Consider the following 23,029-nt stretch of genomic DNA (forward strand, 5'->3'; position numbering starts at 1 on the left):
AACTTCCATTCATCGCAAGACTTCGGGCCCGAGACTCGGGCCTGAGCATGGGCCGCAAGGATCGCGGATGCCGCGAGCAAGCCCGACAGACAAGCTTAGTGTCGAGCGACCCCGAGGCTCGCGAGCAGCGGCGCGGCCTTGATCTTCACCTCTTCGAGCTCGGCTGCGGCATCCGAGAGCGCTGTGATGCCGCCTCCGGCGCCCACCGTTGCACCGGCTGCATCGATCACGATGGAGCGGATCACCATGGCGAGGTCGGCGCTTCCATCGGCGCCGAGGTAGCCGAACGCTCCCGAGTAGATGCCGCGCGGCCCGTCTTCGAGCCGGTCGAGGATGCGGGTGGCGCTGAGCTTGGGCGCGCCCGTCATCGATCCGCCGGGCAGACACGCCATCACGACGTCGATCGCGTCGAGGCCTTCCGCGAGGCGTCCGCGCACGCGGCTGACGAGCTGGTGCACCTGCGCATAGCTCTCGATCGCGAGCAGCCGTGGCACCTCGACCGAACCGATGCGGCACACGCGCTGCAGATCGTTGCGCATCAGGTCGACGATCATGAGGTTCTCGGCGCGCTCCTTCTCGCTGTCGCGAAGCTCGCGATGCAGCCGCTCGTCTTCGAGCGCAGTGGCGCCTCGACGACGCGTTCCCTTGATCGGGTGCGTCTCGACCGAGCCATCGGCTGTGACGAGCAGGAACTGCTCCGGCGACGCGCTGAGCAACGAGACGCCTCCGATGCGCACGAACCCTCCGTGGTGCGCGGGGCTGGCCTGGCGCAGCGCGAGATACCTGGCGACTGCGTCGAAATGCCCGTCGACCGTCGCCTCATTGGTGAGGCACAGCAGGTATGCGTCGCCGGCGCGGATCGCGGCGCGACACTGCTCGATGAGGTCGAGGTATTCGGCATCCGAATGCCGCCACTGAACCAGCGAGCGGGCACTCGAATTCGTAAGCACCTGCGGCACGGCACGGGTATTCGAGCGCGAAGCCTCGATGTGCTCGAGCATCTCAGCTCGCCACTGCACCAGCTCGGCATCCCACCCGTGCCCGATCGCGACCAGCGAAACGCGTCCCGACTCATGATCGACGACGACAGCGCGGTCGACCCAGAGCAGGGCGAGGGGCGGATGCCGGAGCGCATGGCGCTGCGGCTCCCCCATTGTCACCGCTCGTAGCTCATACCCGAGCCACCCCACCCAGCCGAGTGGCAGACCTGGCACGTGCAACGCCGTGTCGCTCACGTCCTCGGCGCGAGGCACCCGTCGTAACCGCTCCCGAAGCGCCGCGAAGTCGCTGGCGTTCGGCTCAGTGCTCACATACCGGTCAGCAGACCAGCCGAGCACACTTCGCCCAACCGCGGCATCCGGGCCGCTGTCCAGCCAGAACACGTCGTCGTGCGCCTCCGCGATGGCCTCGAAGAGCGCGGCGGAGTCGATGCCGCCGGTGACCTCCCAGGCGAGCAGTGGCGGACGCATACGCTAAGACTATGAGCGCGCCGGAGCACGACCTCTTCGAGTGGACCGGTGACGGGTTCCGCTCCGCGCCGCACCGCGAGCTGCCGTTGCTGGCAGCCGACTCCTGGTTGGTCACCGAAGGGGCAGCGCTGGCGGTCGAACTGCACCGCGAGCGCTTCTCCACCGCTGTGGCGAACGTCGTCGATGCGGTCGAACCGGGCCACCCGCCGCACGGTTCGGAGGAGCCTGCGCTCGACGTCGATGCCTTCTTCGACGCGCTGCTCGAGTCGATTCCTGAGCAGGAGCAATGGTTTCCACGCGTTGAACTCGTCGCCCGCTCGATCGGCCCCGGCGCGGATGCTGTCGAAGATGCCGCGGCGACGCCGGTGTCGGTGTCGGTGGCCGACCTCCGACTCCGATGGCGCCTGCGACCCGCACCAGAGCTGCGACGCAGCGTCGTGCTGAGCACGTGGAGCGGAGCCGACCCGAGGATGGCACCGTCTGTCAAGGGCCCGGACATCGGTCGGTTGGCAGCGGCGAACGCGGCAGTGCGGGCGAGCGGCGCGGACGAGGCGATGTTCACCGACGCGTCAACCGGCGCCGTGACCGACGGCGCCACCAGCGCGGTGATGTGGTGGCGCGGCGACGCCATGGTGTTCCCCGACCAGCGACTGCCGCGCGTCGCCAGCGTCACGGCCAGAGTGCTGCGCACCGTCGCGGCCGCGCGGGGGGTGGAGGTGCGCGAGGAACTCGCGTCGCCCGAGGAACTCGACGGGCTCGAGATCTGGACGCTCAATGCGCTGCACGGTCTGCGCATCGTGACCGAGTGGCAAGACGGACCTCGCTCAGCCGAACAGCCCGGGCGCCTCGAGGCGTGGCGCGCGGCCCTCGGCTCGTTGCGTCGTCCGCTGCGCCGACCGCCGCAGTAGAGACCGCTGGAGGAGCGATCGCTGCAGCAGAGACCGCTGCAGCAGAGACCGCTGCCGCGACGATGCGCGCGAGCCCGCTTGAGGCCGCTGTGAACCCGTCCCCGACAGCGGTGGCCGGGCACCTCGCGGGCCCGGCCACCGTTGATCTCGGTGTGGTTCGAGACGTCAGCTCGTGAGGCTGTCGACGTACTCCTGGTTGTCGGCGATCCACTGCTCGACGATGGGACCGAAGTCGCTGCCGTCGTAGTCGACGAACATCGCCTTCTCGAGCGAGTACAGCGTGTCGAGGTCCATCTCGAAGTCGGCGAGCCACTCGGCGACCTGCGGGAAGTCGTCCGCGAAGCCGGCCTTGCCGTAGGTGTGGATGCTCTCCACCGTGGCGAGTGTGCCTTCCGGGTCCTCGAGGTTGCGGATGGGGAACGCCCCGTACGCCCAGTGCGGCTCCCACAGCGTGACGACGATGTTCTCGCCGTTCGCAATGGCGGTCTCGAGCTCCGTGAGCATCGCAGCGGTCGACGAGGTCATGTACTCCATGCCCTCGAGCCCGTACCCGGGAATGACCCGCTCTTCGGTGGCCTTGGTGAGGCCCGCACCCGGCTCGATGCCGATGATGCGGTTGCCGAACTCGTCTGCGTGCTCCGCCAACTCGGCGAGCGAGTCGATCGGCGCGTCCTCGTTGACCGCGAGGGTCAGCTTGGACTCGTTGTTCCAGGCGCCGAGATCGGCGATCTTGTCGCCGTACTCCTCGAGGTAGCTGGCGTGGGTCTCGGGCAGCCAGACGTCGAACGTCGCGTCGTAGTCGCCCTCCGAGAGTCCGACGAACACCGGCGCCGGGTCGGCGTATTCGAGCGTGACGTCATAGCCCTGCTCGGTGAGGATCGCCTTCCAGAGCTCGGAGACGGCGATGCCCTCGTCCCAGCCGTTGAACACGGCGATCGTGATGTCGGTCTTGTCGCCTGTCTGGCTGTCCGCACCGGGTTCGGTTCCGGTGCCGCTGCTGCTGCAGCCGGTCAGTGCGAGCGCCGTGATGGCTCCCGCTGCGATGAGCGACGTCATGCGCTTCTTCATGGGTCGTCCTTTCTGGCCGTCAGGAGACGGCTTTGGTGACGGTCGGCACGCAGGATCTCTGCGCACACGGTTCACGGATGCCGAGGCATCCGCGAGTTCAAAAGGCGGTGGGGGCGCGCCGCGGCGAGGCGGTCGCGACCTCGACCTCGTCGACTGGCACTTCGCCGTCCACCACGCGGTCAGCGGGCGCCGAGCCACCTGCCCGCTCGGCGCGGCGACGCTTCGCGGCCGCATCGATGAGCTTGCCGAGCACGGTCTGGTTGGCGCCGAGCGCCGCGGTGAGCCGGTCCAGGAAGATGGCGAGGATCACGACGGAGAGGCCAGCTTCGAAGCCGAGCGCGATGTCGATGCGGTTGAGGCTCGCGACGATCTGACCGCCGAGTCCGCCGGCGCCGACCATGCCGGCGATGACGACCATCGACAGCGCCAGCATGATCACCTGGTTGACGCCGGCCATGATGGTCGGCATCGCAAGCGGCAGCTGGATCTGACGCAGGATGCGCCCTGGAGACGAGCCGAACGCCTGCCCGGCCTCGACCACCTCGCTGTCGACCCTGCGGATGCCGAGCTCGGTGAGCCGCACTCCAGGCGCGAGCGCGAAGATGATCGTCGCCACGATGCCCGGTGTGACGCCCACCCGGAAGAGGATGAGCGCCGGAATGAGGTACACGAAGGCGGGCATGGTCTGCATGAAGTCGAGCACCGGGCGGATGATGCGCGAGGCGACATCCGACTTCGCCGCAAGGATGCCGAGCGGGATCGCCAGCGCGACAGCGATGACACCGGCCACGACGACGAGCGCCAGCGATTCCATTGCGGTGGTCCACTGGTCGACGGCGACGATCAGCATGAAGCCGACCGCTGTGCCGAGCGCGAACTTCCAGCCCTTCACGGCCAGGGCGATCAGCACGAACACCGCGATCACGACCCAGAAGGGGGGCGTCGTGAGCAGCCAATCCAGCCCCTCGTAAAACGCGAGGAAGCCGGTGCGGATGCCGTCGAAGATGCCGGGGACGGCGGCGATGATGCCGCGCACGATCGTCTCGACCCATTCGCCGAGGGGAATCCTCAGGTCGCTCATGCGAGCACCCCCTTCCTGTCGTCACCCTGTTGGTCGGTGGCGAGCACCGCGTCGATCGTGTCGACCGGCACCGTGGGCGGAGGCTCCACAGCGGGGATCTCGCTGGTGTTGCTCGACACATTGCCGAGCGCAGCGAGCAGCGTCACTCGGGGCACGACCCCGACAAGACGGTTCCGCTCGTCGACCACGGCGACGGGCAGAGCGCTCTCGACGGAGGGTTCGAGCAGCGTGTTCAGCGCGGCATCCTGCGTGACGACCGCGTAGTCATCGGTGATGATCGAGGCCAGATCGCTCGAACCGCGGCGGACCAGTCGCATGGCATCGCGATCGCGCACAACGCCCCGAAGCGCTCGGTCTCGCCCGATCACGAAGGCGGCTGAGGTCTGCAGATCGCGCATGGTCTTCAAGGCCACTCGGGGGCCGGCCGTGACCGACACCACCGACCTCGGCGGCTCCATGGCGCTGGCGGCGGTCAGCACGCGCGACCGGTCGACGTCTTGCACGAATTGCGCGACGTAGTCGTTGGCCGGATCGGTGAGGATCTCCTCGGGTGTGCCGATCTGCACGATCCGGCCCGCGCGCATGACGGCGATCCGGTCACCGAGGAACATCGCCTCGTTCAGGTCGTGAGTGATGAACACGATCGTCTTGCCGAGCTGGCTCTGCAACTCGACGAGCTGCTCCTGCATCTCTCGACGGATGAGCGGGTCAAGAGCGCTGAACGCCTCGTCCATGAGCAGCACGTCGGTGTCCGCGGCGAGGGCGCGGGCGAGCCCGACGCGCTGCTGCATTCCGCCCGAGAGCTGCGACGGCAGCTTCTGCTCCCAGCCGGCCAGCCCGACGAGCTCGATGATCTGCCGAGCTCGCTCGTGACGCTCCGGCCTGCCGATCCCCTGGATCTCCAGCCCGTACGCCACATTGTCGAGCACGGTGCGGTGCGGCAGCAGCGCGAAGTGCTGGAACACCATCGAGACGCGCTTTCGCCGGATGCCTCGCAGTTCGGCGCCGGTAGCGCCGGTGACGCGCTCTCCGGCGATCGTCACGCTGCCCTCGGTCGGTTCAAGCAGCCCGTTGAGCATCCTGATGAGCGTGGACTTGCCGGAACCCGACAGTCCCATCACGACGAAGATCTCTCCGCGGCGAACCTCGAAGCCGGCGTCGATGACGGCGGCGGTCACGTCGCGCAGCTCGTCGCGGGCTACTCCACGGCGAAGCTGCTCGACGGCATCCTTCGGGCGGCGCCCGAACACTTTGTAGAGACCATCTGCTTTCAGGGCGATGTCTTCGGTCACAATGCTCCGTACCGACGCGACGGCGTCGGTGCTGAGTCGGCGGTCCGGGTCAGGACTGCGGCGCACCAGCCCGGAAGAGCAACAGGCAGTGCGTCTAGGGCGCGCATTCGGTAGCGAGCCCGCGCTGTTCCCGACCATACGCACGGCGCGGTGGCGCCGGTCGCGGCCTGGGGCGGGTGCTCCTCACCGCGAACCTCTGGTCCGCGCCCGGAGCGCAACCACCGTAGCAAGCCGTTCGAGCGGCCTCCAGTTCTGCCGGATCGGAGCGAACTCTGCCGGATTCCGCATGATTCCGCGGCAGAACAGCTCGTTCTACCGGTAGTGAGCAGGGTTCAAGACGTTACAGCACTGTTACCTGAGAAGGACTCAACTGGCGGCCCGCGCTGGTTCTGGCGCGAAATCGGCTCTGTGACCCGCTCGGATGCCGCCGCTAGGCTCGTGGCGTGAACGACGCCCTCTCGTGGCTGCTGCAGCTCGTCGACAGTGTCGATCCGGTGCTGCGCGTCGTGCTGGCGGGGGTCGGCATCATGCTCGAGACGTCGGTGCTCATCGGGCTCATCGTGCCCGGCGACTCGATCGTGGTCGTCGCAGCGCTCGCGACCGAGAACCCCCTGGTCAACCCTGTGATGTATGTCGCGCTCATGCTGGCGGTGATCGTGGGGGCGCTCATCGGGGAGAGCGTCGGATTCGCACTGGGCCGTTACTTCGGCCCCTGGATCCGCCGCAGCAGGCTCGGCCGTCGAATCGGCGAGTCGAACTGGGTGCGCGCCCAGCAGTATCTCGACCGTCGCGGCGGCATCGCGGTGTTCATCTCGCGGTTCCTCCCGGTGCTGCACTCGCTCATCCCGCTCACGGTCGGCATGAGCACCATGCGATACCGGCGTTTCATGGCGTGGACGACGCCCGCGTGCGTGCTGTGGGCGTTCGTGTACGTCACGGTGGGCGCCACCGCCGGGAACGTGACGCGCGAGCTGATCTCGAAGCAGCTGCACTTCGCGGGCTATGTGCTCGCCGGCATCCTGATCGTCTTCTTCGTCGTCGTCCTGCTCGTGAAGCGGGCGCTCTCCCGCAGTGCGAACCGGCACATGCTCGTGGTGGTCGACCCCGTCACCGGCGAAAGCACGCCGGTCGACCAGGCGGATGCCGACACTGCGACAAGCAGCGACTCACCCTCTGAGGAGGATGGTCGGCCGAGTCCCGAGCAAGGGTGATTCAGCAACCATTCACCGGGCGAGCCGTCGACCGGGTTCAGCGCTTGACAGACCCGCCGAGATGCCGCTGCATCGCCGCTGACATCAGCGTGCGTCCAGCCTCGAGGTGCCGCTTGTCGCCCTTCGGGTCGCGTGCGAACGCACGACCGAGCAGGGCATCGGCCAGAGCGAGGCACACGTGGAAGTCGAAGCGCGCATCGTCGCTGATCGTCAGTCCGAACGATGAGGCGATGCGGTCGAGCGTCTCGTCGGCGATGCGGTCGTAGGCGGTCGCGTCATGGGCGGGCGGGCGCAGATCGAGCACGTCGCCCACGCGCAGCGATGCGAAACTCGGCTCGGTGCGGAACGCGTCGGCGAGGGCGTCGAACACCGCCGTGAGCGCCTCGTCCCAGTCGCCGTGGCCTTCATCGGCGAGCACAGCGTCGAGACGCGCGAGCAGCCTGTCATGGTTGCGCTGCGACAGCGCCTGCAGCACCGCGATGCGATCCGGGAAGTACCGGTACACCGTGCCGATCGAAGCGCCCGCACCCTCGGCCACCATGGCGGTCGTCAGCCGCTCGTACCCGATCTCGTCGATCACGGCGGCGGCCGCGTCGAGCAGCGCGTCCAATCGGGCGGCGCTTCGAGCCTGGACGGGTTCATTCCTGATGAGGGCCTCGTTGCGGGCGGCAGAGGCCTTCTTCGTTCGGGTTGCGACGGAATGCTGTTGGGGCACCGCAGACTCCTATCGTTGTGAGGAAAATATACATCCCCAGTTCTGGGGCGACAGGGGGCTACGGCTGAGAGTTCGAGGCGCGCCACGCGGGTTCGTCGCGCTCGGATCACTCATGCGAGACTTGGGCAATGCCCAGAGCCAGAACGTCGAAGGCGATGCGTGGGCAGCAGGGCCCGATCATGCACTGGGCCGCGCGCATGGAGGACCGGTTCCACCGGTTCCGACTCCGCCGCGGTCGGCGCCGTGGCCTGGTCACGACGGTGATCCCCTACACCGCGTATGGGCGCACCGCGAACGACCGTCCAGGCTGGGTGCGCGTGCTGTGCCGGGTCGTGCTCACCAGACCGGATGCCGCTGATACCGAGCGCTACCGCAAGGTTCGCGGTTGGCGCGCGTTCTTCAGCATCCCCGTCGGCGACACTCCAGTCATCGTCGACATCGACGGCGTCGAGGTGGAACTCCTCGCCGACCGCGGTGGCGTGATCGACGCACGGCTCGAATCGACGCTGGCGGCCGGCTGGCAGCAGTTGACGATCAGAACGAGCGACACCGAACCGGTGGTGGCACCGGTGTACGTCGTCGACGACCAGGCGCGCCTCGGCATCCTCTCCGATGTCGACGACACCGTCATGGTCACAGCGCTCCCCCGGCCGCTGCTCGCGGCCTGGAACGCCTTCGTGGTGCATGAGCATGCCCGTCGCGCGGTGACCGGGATGCCGGTGCTCTATGACCGGCTCGCCCAGGCTCACCCCGAGGCTCCGTTCATCTACCTCTCGACTGGAGCGTGGAACGTCGCCCCGGCGCTCGGCCGGTTCCTCGACCGCAACATGTACCCCCCGGGGCCGCTGCTGCTGACCGACTGGGGTCCGACGCACGACCGGTGGTTCCGCAGCGGCCGTGCGCACAAGCAGAAGAACCTTGAGCGTCTCGCCGAAGAGTTCCCTGACCTCAAGTGGCTCTTGATCGGCGACGATGGCCAGCACGACGAGTCGTTGTACAGCGACTTCGCAGAGCAGCATCCGGATGCCGTGGCGGCCATCGCCATCCGCCGACTCTCGCCCTCCGAGGCAGTGCTCGCGGGAGGTCGGCACAAGAGCGAGCCTCGCGACGACCGCGCCCCCTGGATCTGGGCTCCGGACGGCGCAGGTCTCGCCGATCACCTCGAGGAATTGGGCATTCTGCCGGCAACGCCGAACTGATCGCGTAAGCAGTCATCCCGGCTGGGGTCAGTCCGCCTGGACGACCGCCTCCTGCTGCAACTCGGCCGCGAGAATTCCGGCGGCGTGCAGCAGGTACTCGCGGGGCACCGCATCGCTCAGCGCGTGCGCGAGGAGATGCGTCGCCGCGATGGCCTTCGCGCGCAACGCGAACGACCGGTCTGCCTTGGGCCACCGCCTGATCCAACGCGACGCCAGTTCGGACGCTGTCGCGGCGAGACGCGGCTGATCGCGGTGATACAGGGCCGTGACCACGAGATGGGCGTAGAACGCGGCCGCATCGTCTGCCGGGTCGCCGAGACCCGCCGTATCGATGTCGAGCACGCCGCAGACGTCGCCCCGGCCATCGATGAAGACCTGGCCGATGTGCAGATCGCCGTGCACCGTGACAGGAAGCGCAGCAGGCGTGGCAGCCAGCGTGCGGGCGACCACTTGCCCCACGCTGCCGATGCTCGCGCTGTGCTCCGGCATGAGTGCTGCGAGTCGCTGCTCGTACCAATCCACGCGAGTCGCGAGGGAGGGTCGGGCGAGCTGGGCGCTTGGAACCGCGGCGATCGCTCGCTGCAGCGCCACGATCTCATCGAGGAAGCGGTCGTGGTCGTCGATGCGGTCAAGACTCGCCGCTGCGGTCGCGCCAGGCAGCGCCGCGAACGCGATCAGGCCTCGGTCGCTCCAGCCCAGCAGCCTCGGCGTAGGCAGGCCCGACTCGTGCCAGGTGGTGTACTTCTCGACGAGAGCGGCGGTCGAGCGCGGGGCGAACACTTTGAGGAATGCGTCCACGCCCTCGGCCTCCGCCCGCACGACAGCGCGCTTCCCCGGCCGGTAGGCAATCAGCGAGAGGGTCAGCTCACGGCACAGCACGCCCATATTGGCCAGCAGCCCCGCAGCCGACTCCGGATAGACCGCGGCAGGAAGGGCGGGCAGCTCGGGATCGCGCGGATACAGCCACACCGCGACCGAGGTGCCGTCGACGTCGCGCAGACTCAGCACGCCGTCGCGCTGCACGGATTCGGGCCGCGTCTCGAGGTACACGACCTGCTGCTGCGTCCCGCCCTCGGGTTGCTCGAGCTCCAGGCGGAAGCCTTCGACGAAGCCGTCTCCGCCGACCTCCAGACCCAGCGAGTGGCCATCGACGAGTCGTCGGCCGAGGGTGTGCGCGATCCGGTCGAGCAGCGGCCAGCGCTCGCTCACCGCGGGGTCGTCGGTCGGCGCGGGTGGCGCGTGGTCGGGGCTTGAGACGCCGCCGGGCGCGGAGTCGCGGAATCCCGCGGGTTCAGTGCTGTGGGTTGGCACCAGCGATGTGGTCCTGATTCGTCGGGTCGGCGTGCGCTGCGAGGCCTCTCAGGCACGAAATGACGGGGCCGTCACTCCATTGTGACCCGAGTTGCGCCACTCGGGATGCCGCGACGCGATCTACGCTGACGTGATGAGCGACGCCCCGGGCTTTGCGAGCACCCTGCGCGCTGAGACGCGCTCCCCTCTGCTGCAAGTGCTGAAGACCTCACTCGCGGCTGTGACGGCCTGGTTGCTGTCGAACCTGCTGCTCGGCCAACCGCTTCCGATCTTCGCAGCTATCGCCGCCCTGCTGGTGGTGCAGCCGAGTGTCACCCAATCGATCACCAAGGGCATCGAGCGCAGTGTCGGAGTGGTGCTCGGCGTGCTCCTTGCATCAGCCGCGGGCGCGCTCTTCGGCGGCTCTACCTGGGTCGTGCTGTCGGTGATCGTGGTGTCGCTCATCATCGCGTGGGCGCTGAAGCTCGGTTCGGGCTCGTCGAACCAGATCCCCATCAGCGCGATGCTGGTGCTCGCGCTCGGGTCGACGCCGGGATACGGGCTCGAACGCGTGGTCGAGACGGTGATCGGAGCGCTCGTCGCACTGCTGGTGAACCTCGCGATCGTGCCACCGGTGGCTACTGAGCCTGCGCACCGCGCCACCACGCGGCTCGTGCTCGCGATCGCCGACTCGCTCGACGACCTCGCTGCGGCCCTGGGCGCACCCCGCACTCGGGAAGACGTCGAAGCGATGTATGCGCGGGCTCGGCGTCTGCGCGAGTTGCAGCGCGATGCCGACACCGCCCTGCGGAAGGGCGAGGAGAGCCTCATGCTCAACCCCCGACGCGGACGGCACCGCCGCAGGCTCGAGGAGGACCTCGCCATGCTCACACGCGCGAACCCCCTCGTGACAAGAGTGCTCGGCATGGCCCGAGCGACTCGTGATCACTACGACCGCGCGCTCCCCGAGATACCCGCAGTGCAGGCGATCGTCACTGAGCTCGAACGCGCCGCCCACGACCTGCGCCTGCTCACCACCCCGGCCTCGTCGTCGAGCACCACGATCGAGCTCCCCGCGTTGACCGCGCCGATCGTTGTGCTGCATCCCGATCCTGCGCATTGGATCGTGGTCGGCTCGCTCATGGAAGACTTGCGGCGCGTGCGCGAGGTGATCGTGGGCGCTACCGACGCGGCGTGACGCCTCAGCCGATCGCGCGCTTGCACGACGCGTCGCAGTGCACGAGCACCCCTTCGGATGCCGCGAGCCCCCGCCGCAGCGCGAGCACCCGTTCCGCGGCTTCATCGAGCCGCCTCCCGTCGATCGCCCCCGTCTCGGCGGCAGCGATGAGCCCCTGGCGCAGGGTCTGCGGCTCCACGCCGCCGACGAAGAGCAGGAGGTCGGTGCCCGCATTGAGTGAATTGACCGCGTTCGTCACGGCGTCAGCGAACTCCGGGGCGCCTGAGGCGGGCAGCATGTTGAGATCGTCGCTGACGATGACTCCGTCGAAGCCGAGCTCTTCACGCAGCACCTCGTGCCAGCGGGCCGACATCGAAGCCGGTGCGGGGTCGATCGCGTCGAAGCGGAGATGGCCCATCATGACCAGTTCCGCTCCAGCATCGATGCCGGCGGCGAAGGGCTTCGCTGCCGAGTCGCGCCACTGATCAAGCGTGATGCCCGTGGAGGGGATGCTGGAGTGGGAGTCGCCGGCCGCGACGCCGTGTCCCGGAAAATGCTTCAGCGTCGAACGCACCCGGCCCTGCTCCCCCGCGACCGCCCTCGCGACGCGGTCGGAGGCGGCCGTGGGCTCGGCGCCGAGCACCCTTGAGCGGATGAACGAGGAGGGGTCGTCGGTCACGTCGGCGACGATGCCGAAGTTCACGTTGACCCCGAGCGACCGCAGCAGTTCCGCCCGCGCGCGGAAGCTCTCCTCGGTCGCCTCAGGCGGAAGCGATGCGAGCTCCCTAGCAGGCTTTCCGGGGTCCGGCCGCACCCGCTCGACCACACCGCCCTCCTGGTCGATGGCCACAAGCGGAGGCAGGTCGTCGTCTGCAAGGCCAGACGTGACGGTCTGCAGGCCATCGATGGATGGTTCGGGCATGTTGTCGCCCATCAGAATCACGCCCGACAGCTCATTTGCCTCGACGAAATGCGCGAGGGCGGTCTGATCGGTGCCGGGGAGGTGCAGCATCAGCACCGCACCGACCTTTTCTGAGATCGTCATGCGATCGACCGCCTGGCGCGCGAAGTCGGCCGCCGGCGGGGCCGGTCCGTGAGCGGGCTCCGGCACCGGCAGGAGCCCGTGGTGCTCGGTGTCCGAGCCGTTCGACGCGCGAGTCACGTCCGCGTCGTGCGCGGGCGTGCAGCCTCCCAGGACCAGCGCCGTGAGCATCACGGCGATGGACGACACCGGCCAGACAGTCCGGGGGCGACGAGCAACGGGCATCCTGCGAGGGTAGCCGTCAATTCCAAGTGAGCGACGCGAAGTCCTCCGGGCTCAGCCCGAGAGGCTCTGTGCGTGCGGAGACAGTCGCGCGCAAGTCGTCGACCTCGACACCGTCGCGCCGGCAGATGAGAATGCTGTCGGGCAGCGCTCGGAGCTTCGCCATCCTCACCACGATGTGATCGCGGTCGGGGCTGATGCCAGTGATGTGCCAGTGGCCCCAGCGGAACGGGGTCAGGGCTCGCGAGCGTGTGCGGAAGCGGGTGCCCACCCACCGATCCACGCCCCCGATGCGCTTCACGCGGCCGTCGCGCGACTCGACGACGATGAGGTGCCGAAGCATGAGCGGATCGTGCTTGACCACCTCGATCTCGACGCTGAGCCCTGCCGCGTCGGCGCTCACCCAGACCGGGAGGTTGCTGGCGCTCACGTGCCAGGTGCCCGGCAGCACCTCGGCGAGGAGCGCCGGGTCATCGTTGGCCATGCCGACTACCGTACCGGCGCGACGTGCCCGCTTCGCGGACGCCGCGCCCCGAGCCGCTACAGGCGCACGACGGCGACTACCTCGACGATCGCTTCACCTGCGTGATCGCTCTCCGCCAGGTCGACTTCGGCTTCGATGATCCAGTCGTGGTCGCCGACCGGGTCCGCCAGCGTCTGGCGTGCTTTCCAGCGCCCCGGCTCCTCAACGATCGTGATCATGCCCGGGCCGCGGGCGGCGGCATCCGTGCCGATCCAGTCATGCTCCGACCAGTACGGCTCGAGCGCCGCCTGCCACTGCTCGGCCGACCACCCTCGCTCCTCGAGCGCCGCGAGAGCGTCGTACCGCCGCAGCGCCGCCAGTTCGACTCGGCGGAAGAGCTCATTGCGCACCAGCACGCGGAGCGCACGCGCGTTGCTGCTGAGTGCTGGAGGCGCAGGCGGCACGATGGCCTCCTCGCGCGCCGCATGGAGTGCCGGATTCGACAGCTCGGCCCACTCGTCGAGCAGGCTCGAGTCGGTCTGCCGCACGAGTTCGCCGAGCCACTCGATGAGCTCACGAAGCCGCTCACTCTTCAGATTCTCGGGCACCGTCTGGCGCACGGCCCGGTAGGCGTCGCTGAGGTAGCGCAGCAGCACGCCCTCGGAGCGCGCGAGCTGGTAGTGCGACACATACTCGGTGAAGCTCATCGCACGCTCGGTCATGTCGCGCACAACGCTCTTCGGCGAGAGTTCGAAGTCACGCACCCACGGCTGTGACGCCGCGAAGGTCTCGAACGCCTGCTCGAGGAGTTCGGCGAGCGGTTTCGGGTGCGTCACGTCTTCCAGCAGCTCCATGCGCTCCTCGTACTCGATCCCGTCAGCCTTCATCGCTGCGACGGCCTCGCCGCGGGCCATGAACTGCTGCTGGTTGAGCAGGGCGCGGGGGTCGTCGAGCGTGGCCTCGATGACGCTGAGCTGGTCGAGCGCGTACGTCTCGGCATCCGGATCGAGCAGCTCGAGCGCGGCGATCGCGAACGGCGAGAGCGGCTGATTCAGGGCGAAGTCCTCCTGCAGGTCGACGGTGAGGCGAATGCCGTCGGCGCCCGTCTGCAGCAGGTCGGCGGCGCGCAGGGTGCGTGCGATGCTGAGCGCGCGTCGCGCGAGCGCGTACTGGCGGACGGGCGGCTCATGATTGTCGAACACGAGCCGTCGGAGGTGTGCGAGCACGTCGCCACCGCGCGCGATGACGTTGATGATCATGGCGGCTGAGATCCGCATCGAACTGCGAAGCGGCTCGGGCTCGGCAGAGATGAGCTTCTGCATGGTCTGCTCGCTCCACGACACGAACCCTTCGGGCGCCTTCTTCCGCACCACCCGTCGCTGCTTCTTGACGTCGTCGCCGGCCTTGCGAATTGCCCGCGCGTTCTCGATCTCGTGCTCCGGCGCCTGAACGACCACGGTTCCGGCAGTGTCGAACCCGGCGCGGCCCGCCCGGCCGACGATCTGATGGAACTCTCTCGCGCTGAGTCGGCGTGTCTTCGTGCCGTCGAACTTCGTGAGGCTCGTGAGGAGCACAGTGCGGATCGGCACGTTGATGCCGACACCGAGTGTGTCGGTGCCACAGATGACGCGCAGGAGCCCCCGCTGGGCCAGTTGCTCCACGAGCCGACGGTAGCGAGGGAGCATCCCGGCGTGGTGCACGCCGATGCCCGCGCGCACGAGCCGGCTGAGCGTCTTCCCGAACCCGGTGGTGAAGCGGAAGTCGCCGATCGCAGCAGCGATCTCATCGCGCGCTTCCCGACCGATGATCCGCGTGCTGAGCAGCGCTTGCGCGCGCTCGACGGCAGCAGCCTGAGCGAAGTGAACGACGTAGACCGGTGCCCGATGGGTCGAGAGCAACTCTTCGATGGTCTCGTTGATCGGGTCGAGCGAGTAACTGAAGTGCAACGGCACGGGACGCTCGACACCGGTCACCAACCCGACCTCGCGGCCGGTGCGGCGCTCGAGATCGTCACTCAGCGCCGTGACGTCTCCGAGCGTCGCCGACATCAGCAGGAACTGCGTCTTCTCGAGCGTGGTGAGCGGTACCTGCCACGCCCAGCCCCGCTCGGTGTCGGCGTAGAAGTGGAACTCGTCCATCACGACGACGTCCGCGCCCGCGGCGTCGCCGTGCCGCAGCGCACGGTTCGCGAGGATCTCGGCCGTGCAGCAGATGATGGGCGCGTCGGGGTTCACGGCGGAGTCGCCGGTGACCATGCCCACGGCATCCGTTCCGAACAATTCGACCAGGGCGAAGAACTTCTCGCTGACGAGCGCCTTGATCGGAGCGGTGTAGTAGCTGCGGCGTCCCTGCGCGAGCGCGGCGAGGTGCGCACCGATCGCGACGAGCGACTTGCCGCTGCCCGTAGGGGTCGACAAGACCACGTGATCGCCGGCGAAGAGGTGCAGAAGGGCGTCTTCCTGCGCGGGATAGAGACGGATGCCGCGGGCCGAGTTCCACTCGGCGAACCGCTCGAGCAGCTCATCGAGGTCGACGCCGACGCCCTCGCTCGGCCCACCGTCGGCTCGCGCATCACCAGTCTGCTCGGCGGCGGACGAGTGGAGCGAGCGATTCAGCAGGGCGGTCAGCGGCGCGGTTTCGCGGTCGCCGCTGTGGTCGGTCATGATTAAGCGATCATCCCAGAAGGAGCACCACCCCCGTGAATCACTCGCGCCTCAAGTCACTCGCCCTCATCAGCGGCATCCTCGCCTCCACAGGGATCGCGCTGACCCTCGGCGGCGTGGTGTGCGTGATCATCGCCGCAGTGCAGGGGTCGTTGCCCTGGGTGATCGGCGGTGCGGCGGCCCTGGTGATCGGCGTCGGCTCGTACGTGGGCGCGCAGCGGCTGGCGTTCAGCGTGACCCGGTCACGCCGGCAGGCACAGGCAGACGCTCGCTGACCCGCGGGTCAGCGCCGGCGGTGCAGCTCGATCAGAGCGCTACGCCGAACCACATCAGCGCGAACTCGCGGTAGAACTTCAGCGCGATCGCGAGGATCACCACGAGATACCAGAGCACGATGATCATCCATCGGTACTCCTGCATCCAGCGGCCGAGACGTCGACCCCTGGTGTTGCCGAAGCGGCCGTACGCGAGCGCGTGGGCGGTCGTCAGCACGATCAGCGGGATCGTCATCGCCCACACCACCATGCACCAGATGCAGAGCGACTCGATCACGTAGAGCGTCTGCGTCTGCAGCCACGTGATGAATACGCCGGCGAGCGTCAGCCCGATCTGCATGCCGATCCAGAACCAGGGACGCAGACGCGCCCCGGCGAGCAGCGCCATGCCGGAGGTGATCATGATCATGAAGCAGGCGACACCGAGCAGCGGGTTCGGGAAGCCGAACAGTGCGCCTGCGGGCGATTCCATGACCGGACCGCACGCCACGAACGGGCTGATGTCGCAGCCGAGTTCGGTGTTCGGGTCGGCGAGCAGGCGATACCGGTCGATCGCAAGAATCATCGAGGCGACGAACGCCACCGCGCCGAGCACGACCCACGCGATCGCGAGTCGGGTCAGCGCGGCTCCGCCGCCCTGTGCCCGCGTTGAAGCTGCTGCTTCTGGGCCCACGGTCAGCCGGCCAGCTCGGCGACCCGCTCGCGGAGGGCGTCCCCGCTCAGCAGCTCAGTGGCCTCGCCGTTGATGAAGAGCGCCGGAGTGCCCTGCACGCCTCGCTTGTTGAGCGCGTCGGCGGTGTTGTCATCGATCCAGCCCATGTACCGGCCGTCTTGGATGCACGAGAGCGTGTCGGCGTCGTCGACGCCCAGGCTCTCGGCGAACGAGCGGAACTCGCCGGTCTTCCAGCCGTCGGTGGACTGGTCGTGGTTCGCGAAGAGCGCGTGGTGCACGGTGTTCCAGAGTTCGGGCTGCCCGGTCGCGACGCAGACCGCGGTGCTGCCCGCGCGCTTGCCGTAGGGCGTGACGATGTTGATCGGGTGGTGCTTCACGACCACCTCGCCACTCGCAGACAGCTCGGAGAACACGTCGCCGACAGCCGCGTCGTAGTCCTTGCAGTGGGGGCAGGAGTAGTCCTCGAAGATGTCGATCTCCACCGGTGCGTCCGGCTCGCCCACCTGAACCGCAGTGCCCTCGATGGCGAACGGCACCTGGTCATTGCCGCCGAGCGACACCGTGGTGTCGACCTCGGGTGTGGCGCCTCCGCCGGCCGGGCGGTTCATGAGCACGACTGCCACGACGATCGCCGCGACGACGAGCACTGCGCCCACCACGACACTGATCTGCGTGATGATGCGCCGGCGGCGCGCAGCTTCTTGCTGCTTGCGGCGCTGCTCATTGACACGCTGCCGTGCCGCGATCTTGTCGTCGTTGCCTGCCACTGCGAATCGCCCTTCGTGTCCCACGAGTCGGATGCCGCGCGCTGCGGCCCGCTCCATCGTATTGGTCGGCGGGGTTACGACTTGCCGAGAACGGCGCGCAAGCGCGCCTCGGCGTCATCACCGGGTGACGCCGCTGCAGCGTTCGACTGCTCGACGGCCTTCACGACCTCGTCGCGTTGAATCCGCAGGCCGCGTGGCGCCTCGATGCCGATGCGAACGCCGTCGCCTCGCGACTCGAGCACCGTGATCACGATGTCGTCGCCGATGAGCACCCGTTCGCCGGGCTTGCGCGTCAGGACCAGCACTTCGCCACCCTATCCCAGCACGCTCGCGGGAGAGCCGGAGGGAGACCCCGAGGGAGACCCCGCTTGTCCGACGGCGATCGCAGCCGGGGCCGCCTGATCATGCACTGGACGTGCGCCCCGCACGACGCCCACGGTCTCGATCGCCACCGAGGCCGACGAGACCTCCTGGTACGAGAGCACCGGCGTACCACCGGCTTGCGCCGCGATGAGGCGCCGCATCGCCGGCCGGAGGGCCGGCGCGCACACGATCGCCGCCGTGTGGTCGCCCGCACCCGATCCGGCCCGTTCGACCGCGCTCCGAACCTCGTCGAGGAAGCCCTCGAGCCGAGAGGGTTCGACTAGCAGTTGGCTTCCGGCATCCGACGGCCGAAGCGACTCGAGCAACTGCTGCTCGAACAGCGGGTCGAGCATGATGACCCGCAGCGTGCGATCGCTGGCATGCGAGGCCACGATGGCCGGGGCGACAGCGGCTCTCGCCGCTTCGGTCAGGGCTTCTGGGTCGGTCGAGGCGCGGGCCCGGAGTGCGATGGCCTCGTAGATTCGGGACAGGTCGGTGATGGCGACCTCCTCAGAGAGCAGATTCTGCAACACGCGCTGCACCTCGGCGAGGCTCAGCGGGCTCGGGGTGAGCTCCTCGACCGCGGCCGGGTTGATACGCTTCACACCCTCGGTGAGCTGCCTCACGTCTTCGCGGGTGAGCAGTCGGGCCGCGTTGTCGGTGATGACGCGCGAGAGGTGCGTCACGAGCACCGACACCCGGTCGATGACGGTGGCTCCAGCCACTTCTGCCGAGTGGCGGAGCTCATTCGGCACCCAGCGGCCGGGCAGCCCGAAGACCGGTTCCACCGTGGGGGTGCCCGCAAGACCCTCGAGCCCATCCCCAAGCGCGAGCACCGTGCCGCGCGGCGCCGAACCGCGGCCGGCCTCCACGCCGGCCACGCGGATCACGTACTCGGATGCCGCGAGCTCCACGCTGTCGCGGGTGCGCACCGGCGGCACGATGATGCCGAGTTCGAGCGCGAGCTTGCGCCTGAGCGCCTTCACGCGGCCGAGCAGATCATTGCCGGCGCCCGAGACCAGGTCGACGAGATCGGGGGCCAGCAGGATCTCGAGAGGATGCACGCGCATCTGCTCGATGAGTTCCTCAGTGGTGTCGGAGGCCGGTGACGGCGGCGTGATCGCCTCGAGGGCGTCAGCCCGTGCGGCATCCGCCGCCTTGATGCGCTGGGCGGTGAAGATGAGCAGGCCGCCCGTCAGCACGAACGGGAGGATCGGCATGCCGGGGATGCAGGCCATCACGATGGCGGCGGCGCCAGCGATCTGCAGGGCGGTGCGCGATTGACCGAGCTGCGCCGAGGCGGTCGTCCCCAGGTCGTTCTCGGCGTTCGAACGGGTGACGATCATGCCCGTCGCTACCGCCATCAGCAATGCGGGGATCTGGGTGACGAGTCCATCGCCGATGGTCAGCAGCGTGTAGGTGTTGACCGCATCGCCGAGCTCCATGCCCCGCTGCGCCATGCCGAGCGCGATGCCACCGACGACATTGATGATGATGATCACGATGCCGGCGATCGCGTCGCCCTTGACGAACTTCGAGGCGCCATCCATCGCGCCGTAGAAGTCGGCTTCCGCCGCGACTTCGGCACGGCGCGCGCGGGCCTGCTCCTCGGTGATCAGCCCCGCGTTCAGGTCGGCGTCGATCGCCATCTGCTTGCCCGGCATGGCGTCGAGCGTGAAGCGGGCACCGACCTCGGCCACGCGCTCGGCACCCTTGGTGACCACGATGAACTGGATGACGACCAGGATGAGGAAGACGACCGCTCCGATCACGATCGATCCTCCGACGGTGATCTGTCCGAAGGCGGCGATCACCTGCCCCGCGTAGGCATCTCCCAGCACGAGCCTTGTCGATGCGACGTTCAGACCGAGCCGGAACAGCGTGGCCGCGAGCAGCAGCGACGGGAACACCGAGAAGTCGAGGGGCTTCTTCGCGAACATCGTCGTGAGCAGGATCACGAGCGCGAGCAGGATGTTGATGATGATCAGCACATCGAGCATCGGCGCGGGCACCGGCACGATGAGCAGCATCAGGATGCCGACCACCCCGACGGGAACGAGCAGCCTCGAGTAGTTGCGATTCACCTGGTACCTCCTGGAACAGGGTCTTCGGCTGGAGCGTCGTCTTCAGCACGGATGCCTGCGGCGACGTCTTCGGTGGAGAGATCAGTGGCGGGCAGTGCGGAGCCGCCCGGGTCGATGCGGTGCACCCCGCCTTGCGAGCCGCGGCGTTTCAGCGCCATCACGAAGGCGAGCACGGTCGCCACCGCGTTGTAGAGCTCGATCGGGATCTCGTCTCCGATGTCGCACACTGAGTGCAGCGCGCGGGCCAGGGGCTTGTCGTGCACCATGGGCACTCCGTGCCGCTCGGCCTCGGTTCGGATGCGGGCCGCGATCACGCCTCGACCCTTCGCCACCACGCGAGGCGCCGACTTGCCCTGCTCATAGCGGAGCGCAACAGCGAGATGCGTCGGGTTCAAAAGCACCACATCGGCCCCCGAGACCGCAGCGATCATGCGGTTGCGGCTCATCGCCAACTGCCTCGATCTGCGCTGCTGCCGGATGAGCGGGTCGCCCTCGCTGTTCTTGTGCTCGTCGCGCACCTCACGCTTGGTCATGCGTGTGTGCTTGCGATTGCGTCGCGCGACGACGAGCACGTCGACGATCGCGAGCGCGATGCCGGCGATCACAGCCGCCTGGATGAGTGCTCCAATACCGGATGCCGCAGCATCCAGCAGTGCGGCGATCGGCAGCGCCCCTGCCGACAGCAGGTGCGGCATGAGCCCCTGCACCACTGCGACCAGCACGAGCCCGACGACGGCGGTCTTCAGCAGAGCTTTCGCGCCCTGCCAGAGCGCCTGCGTGCCGAAGACCCGCTTCGTGCCCTTCACGAGGTCGAACTGCTCGAACCGCCCTCGCAGGGGCTTCAGATGCACGCCGCCTTGCACTGCTGCCCCAGCGACGACGACCGCGGCGACCGTCGCGAGCAGCGGCAGCATGATGCTCCCCGTCGCCCCCAAAGCCTCTTCGAACACCGCGAACGCTCTGGCCGGTTCCGGGTTCGCGATCACTCCCCCAGTGCGCAGCACGGAGTCGCCCATCGCTCCGGCTCCCAGCACGACCGTGCCGGGGAGCACCGCTCCCCCGGCGGCGATGCCGAGCCAGGCGGTGAGGTCTTGTGAGCGGCTGAGCTGTCCCTTGCGCCGAGCCTCACGCATCCGTTTCGGCGTGGCTTGTTCGGTGCGCTCCCCGGTGTCGGTCATCGGCCCGCCCCCGGAAGCAACGCGAGGGCGTCACTCGTGAGCGAGTCGATCACATGCGGAATCGCGACGACCACGATCGGCACGAGCATCAGTGTCACGAGGATCTTCAGCGGGAACCCGAGAGCGAAGGCGTTCAGTGCCGGAGCCACCCTCGTGAGCAGTCCGAGCCCCGCATCGGCGAGGAACAAGACGATCAGGAGCGGGCCGGCGATCTGCACCGCGGCGAGGAACAGCTCGGTGACAAGCGTTGCAGCGAGCGCCACCGGGTCAGAGAACTCGACCGATCCTCCAGGCGGCACGGCGGTGAAGCTGCGCGCGAGCCCGGCGAGGATGAGCTGATACCCGCCGGTGACGAAGAGCAGGGCGAGCGCGACGAACTGGAACAGCCGGGTGAATTGCGCGCCATTGACCATCGCCTGCGGGTCGAAGGCTTGCGCGAGTTGGAACCCGCCGAACACGTCGATGAGGTTCCCGGCCGACTGCACCGCGGCGAAGACGACCATGACGAGCAGGCCCAGCACGGCGCCCCCCACCGCCTCGAGCGTCAGTGCCGTGATGAACTCGCCGGCGCCCGCCGCGCCGGCCGGTGTCGCGAACTGGGCTGACAACGCGAGTGCGAGCCCGATGGCCAGCATCGCCTTCACCCGCGCGGGGAATCCCCGGTAGGCGAATGGCGGTGCGATGACGAGGAACAGGGTCACTCGCACGGCCGCGAGCATGAACTGCTGCAGCCACCCGTAGTCGATCGAGATCGGCATCTCAGCCGCCGAGCAGGGTCGGGATGCGGGCGAACAACTCGTGCGTGAACGAGACGAGCTCGGAGATCATCCAGTGCCCCGCCACGACCAGCGCGATGGCGACCGCGACGGCCTTGGGAACGAATGAGAGGGTGATCTCCTGGATCTGCGTGATCGACTGCAGCAGGGAGATCGCGAAGCCGACGACGAGCGCAGTGATGAGGATCGGCGCAGCGAGCTTGGCCGTGATCTCGAGTCCGCGGAGCGCGATGTCGAGGACCGCCCCTCCGTCCATCAGCGGGCCCCCATGTAACTGCCGACGAGCGCCGTGACGATGAGCCCCCAGCCGTCGACGAGCACGAAGAGCAGGATCTTGAACGGCAGCGAGATCATGACCGGGGGCAGCATCATCATGCCCATCGACATGAGCGCGGCCGCCACGACCAGGTCGATCACGAGGAACGGGATGAACACCACGAAGCCGATGATGAAGGCCGCGCGCAACTCGGAGAGCATGAACGCCGGGATGAGTGTGGTGAGCGCGACGTCGGCAGGGCCCTCCGGGTTCTCGAGGCCTCCGACGCGAGTCATGAGCGCGAGGTCCTCTTCTCGTGTGAAGGCGAACATGAACTCCCGCAGTGGCGCGACGCCGAGCTCGAGCGCCTGCTCGAAGGTGATCGCGCCGTTCATATAGGGCTGTGCGGCGACGTCGTTGATCTCGCCGATGACCGGCGCCATCACGAATAGCGACAGGAACAGCGCGAGCCCCGCGAGCACCTGGTTCGGTGGAATCGAGGGCAGCGACAGCGCGTTCCTGGCCATGGCGAGCACCACGAAGATCTTCGTGAACGACGTCATCATGAGCAGCAGCGCCGGCGCGACTGAGAGCAGCGTGATGGCGATCAGGGTGACGACGGCCGCCGAGGGTTCGCCATCGGGCCCGTTGATCTCGACGCTGAAGCCGTTCCCCGTGCCTGGGTCAGCGGGGGCGGTGGGCGGTGTCGGAGCGATCGGCTCATCCGGGTCGCCGGGCGCGGCGTACGCGGCCGGCACTGCTCCCGCCAACAGCAGAAGCAGGGTGATCGGAAGGATGCCGGCGAGCAGCACCCCGGCACGGCGAAGTGTCATCGACCTTGCCGTCATCGCCCTCGC

General features: G+C 68.3%; 22 protein-coding genes. 5 read left to right on the forward strand and 17 right to left on the reverse strand.

Annotated features, from left to right (window positions below):
* Window positions 1–95: 95 nt before the first annotated feature.
* Window positions 96–1,469, reverse strand: coding sequence for an anthranilate synthase component I family protein (locus tag ABV606_RS00645; protein WP_353987967.1), 1,374 nt, complete (start codon window positions 1,467–1,469; stop codon window positions 96–98).
* A gap of 11 nt (window positions 1,470–1,480) precedes the next feature.
* On the opposite strand from ABV606_RS00645, the gene ABV606_RS00650 reads away from it, so the two are divergent.
* On the forward strand, window positions 1,481–2,377 hold the full coding sequence (locus ABV606_RS00650; protein ID WP_353987968.1) for an aminotransferase class IV: 897 nt from the start codon (window positions 1,481–1,483) through the stop codon (window positions 2,375–2,377).
* Window positions 2,378–2,542: 165 nt separating this feature from the next.
* On the opposite strand, the gene ABV606_RS00655 is transcribed toward ABV606_RS00650, so the two are convergent.
* The 3 genes from ABV606_RS00655 to ABV606_RS00665 form a co-directional block, all read right to left on the reverse strand.
* Window positions 2,543–3,445 (reverse strand): glycine betaine ABC transporter substrate-binding protein, encoded by a 903-nt coding sequence (locus ABV606_RS00655; protein ID WP_353987969.1) that lies wholly within the window; start codon window positions 3,443–3,445, stop codon window positions 2,543–2,545.
* A 97-nt stretch (window positions 3,446–3,542) separates the two neighbouring features.
* Window positions 3,543–4,526, reverse strand: a complete 984-nt coding sequence (locus ABV606_RS00660) for an ABC transporter permease (protein WP_353987970.1) — start codon at window positions 4,524–4,526, stop codon at window positions 3,543–3,545.
* Window positions 4,523–5,818, reverse strand: a complete 1,296-nt coding sequence (locus tag ABV606_RS00665) for a quaternary amine ABC transporter ATP-binding protein (RefSeq protein ID WP_353987971.1) — start codon at window positions 5,816–5,818, stop codon at window positions 4,523–4,525. The genes ABV606_RS00660 and ABV606_RS00665 overlap by 4 nt, the downstream gene beginning before the upstream one ends.
* A 443-nt stretch (window positions 5,819–6,261) precedes the next feature.
* On the opposite strand from ABV606_RS00665, the gene ABV606_RS00670 reads away from it, so the two are divergent.
* On the forward strand, window positions 6,262–7,029 hold the full coding sequence (locus ABV606_RS00670) for a DedA family protein (protein ID WP_353987972.1): 768 nt from the start codon (window positions 6,262–6,264) through the stop codon (window positions 7,027–7,029).
* Window positions 7,030–7,066: 37 nt separating this feature from the next.
* Here the strand turns inward: ABV606_RS00670 and ABV606_RS00675 are convergent, their stop codons facing one another.
* Entirely contained in the window at window positions 7,067–7,744 is a 678-nt protein-coding gene (locus ABV606_RS00675; protein WP_353987973.1) for a TetR/AcrR family transcriptional regulator, read from the reverse strand.
* Between the two features lie 128 nt (window positions 7,745–7,872).
* Here ABV606_RS00675 and ABV606_RS00680 point away from each other — a divergent pair, with 128 nt between their 5' ends.
* Window positions 7,873–8,943 (forward strand): App1 family protein, encoded by a 1,071-nt coding sequence (locus ABV606_RS00680; protein WP_353987974.1) that lies wholly within the window; start codon window positions 7,873–7,875, stop codon window positions 8,941–8,943.
* A 27-nt stretch (window positions 8,944–8,970) separates the two neighbouring features.
* On the opposite strand, the gene ABV606_RS00685 is transcribed toward ABV606_RS00680, so the two are convergent.
* Window positions 8,971–10,254 carry a phosphotransferase family protein gene (locus tag ABV606_RS00685; protein WP_353987975.1) on the reverse strand — a complete coding sequence of 428 codons (1,284 nt, stop codon included), beginning with the start codon at window positions 10,252–10,254 and terminating at the stop codon, window positions 8,971–8,973.
* A gap of 133 nt (window positions 10,255–10,387) precedes the next feature.
* On the opposite strand from ABV606_RS00685, the gene ABV606_RS00690 reads away from it, so the two are divergent.
* On the forward strand, window positions 10,388–11,431 hold the full coding sequence (locus ABV606_RS00690) for an FUSC family protein (RefSeq protein WP_353987976.1): 1,044 nt from the start codon (window positions 10,388–10,390) through the stop codon (window positions 11,429–11,431).
* Between the two features lie 4 nt (window positions 11,432–11,435).
* Here ABV606_RS00690 and ABV606_RS00695 read toward each other — a convergent pair whose 3' ends face one another.
* Genes ABV606_RS00695 through ABV606_RS00705 form a run of 3 tightly spaced genes read right to left on the reverse strand, consistent with a single transcriptional unit; the run spans window position 11,436 to window position 15,800 of the window.
* The gene (locus tag ABV606_RS00695; protein ID WP_353987977.1) at window positions 11,436–12,677 is read right to left on the reverse strand and encodes a glycoside hydrolase family 3 N-terminal domain-containing protein; all 1,242 of its coding nucleotides are present in this window, start codon (window positions 12,675–12,677) and stop codon (window positions 11,436–11,438) included.
* A 16-nt stretch (window positions 12,678–12,693) separates the two neighbouring features.
* Window positions 12,694–13,158 (reverse strand): hypothetical protein, encoded by a 465-nt coding sequence (locus ABV606_RS00700; protein WP_281487679.1) that lies wholly within the window; start codon window positions 13,156–13,158, stop codon window positions 12,694–12,696.
* Window positions 13,159–13,214: 56 nt separating this feature from the next.
* Window positions 13,215–15,800, reverse strand: coding sequence for a DEAD/DEAH box helicase (locus ABV606_RS00705; RefSeq protein ID WP_353987978.1), 2,586 nt, complete (start codon window positions 15,798–15,800; stop codon window positions 13,215–13,217).
* 35 nt (window positions 15,801–15,835) lie between these two features.
* Here ABV606_RS00705 and ABV606_RS00710 point away from each other — a divergent pair, with 35 nt between their 5' ends.
* Window positions 15,836–16,075 (forward strand): hypothetical protein, encoded by a 240-nt coding sequence (locus tag ABV606_RS00710; RefSeq protein WP_281487677.1) that lies wholly within the window; start codon window positions 15,836–15,838, stop codon window positions 16,073–16,075.
* 31 nt (window positions 16,076–16,106) lie between these two features.
* On the opposite strand, the gene ABV606_RS00715 is transcribed toward ABV606_RS00710, so the two are convergent.
* The 8 genes from ABV606_RS00715 to fliP all read right to left on the reverse strand — a co-directional run bounded on the left by ABV606_RS00715 (window position 16,107) and on the right by fliP (window position 23,005).
* A complete protein-coding gene (locus ABV606_RS00715; protein WP_281487676.1) occupies window positions 16,107–16,748 on the reverse strand; it encodes a vitamin K epoxide reductase family protein in 642 nt (213 codons plus the stop codon).
* Window positions 16,749–16,750: 2 nt separating this feature from the next.
* Window positions 16,751–17,515: a DsbA family protein gene (locus ABV606_RS00720; protein WP_281487675.1), complete on the reverse strand. Its 765-nt coding sequence runs from the start codon at window positions 17,513–17,515 to the stop codon at window positions 16,751–16,753.
* Window positions 17,516–17,589: 74 nt separating this feature from the next.
* Complete coding sequence (locus tag ABV606_RS00725; protein ID WP_281487674.1) at window positions 17,590–17,820, reverse strand: carbon storage regulator; 231 nt, start codon at window positions 17,818–17,820, stop codon at window positions 17,590–17,592.
* Window positions 17,821–17,829: 9 nt separating this feature from the next.
* The gene (locus tag ABV606_RS00730) at window positions 17,830–19,908 is read right to left on the reverse strand and encodes a flagellar biosynthesis protein FlhA (protein ID WP_422785353.1); all 2,079 of its coding nucleotides are present in this window, start codon (window positions 19,906–19,908) and stop codon (window positions 17,830–17,832) included.
* A gap of 50 nt (window positions 19,909–19,958) precedes the next feature.
* Window positions 19,959–21,140, reverse strand: coding sequence for an EscU/YscU/HrcU family type III secretion system export apparatus switch protein (locus tag ABV606_RS00735; RefSeq protein ID WP_353987979.1), 1,182 nt, complete (start codon window positions 21,138–21,140; stop codon window positions 19,959–19,961).
* Complete coding sequence (locus ABV606_RS00740) at window positions 21,137–21,898, reverse strand: flagellar biosynthetic protein FliR (protein WP_353987980.1); 762 nt, start codon at window positions 21,896–21,898, stop codon at window positions 21,137–21,139. Before ABV606_RS00740 ends, ABV606_RS00735 begins: the two co-directional genes overlap by 4 nt.
* A 1-nt stretch (window position 21,899) precedes the next feature.
* Window positions 21,900–22,172, reverse strand: coding sequence for a flagellar biosynthesis protein FliQ (gene fliQ, locus ABV606_RS00745; protein WP_281487670.1), 273 nt, complete (start codon window positions 22,170–22,172; stop codon window positions 21,900–21,902).
* Complete coding sequence (fliP, locus tag ABV606_RS00750) at window positions 22,172–23,005, reverse strand: flagellar type III secretion system pore protein FliP (RefSeq protein ID WP_281487669.1); 834 nt, start codon at window positions 23,003–23,005, stop codon at window positions 22,172–22,174. Before fliP ends, fliQ begins: the two co-directional genes overlap by 1 nt.
* Window positions 23,006–23,029: the final 24 nt, after the last annotated feature.

Source organism: Ruicaihuangia caeni, from assembly GCF_040536845.1.
GTDB lineage: Bacteria > Actinomycetota > Actinomycetes > Actinomycetales > Microbacteriaceae > Ruicaihuangia > Ruicaihuangia caeni.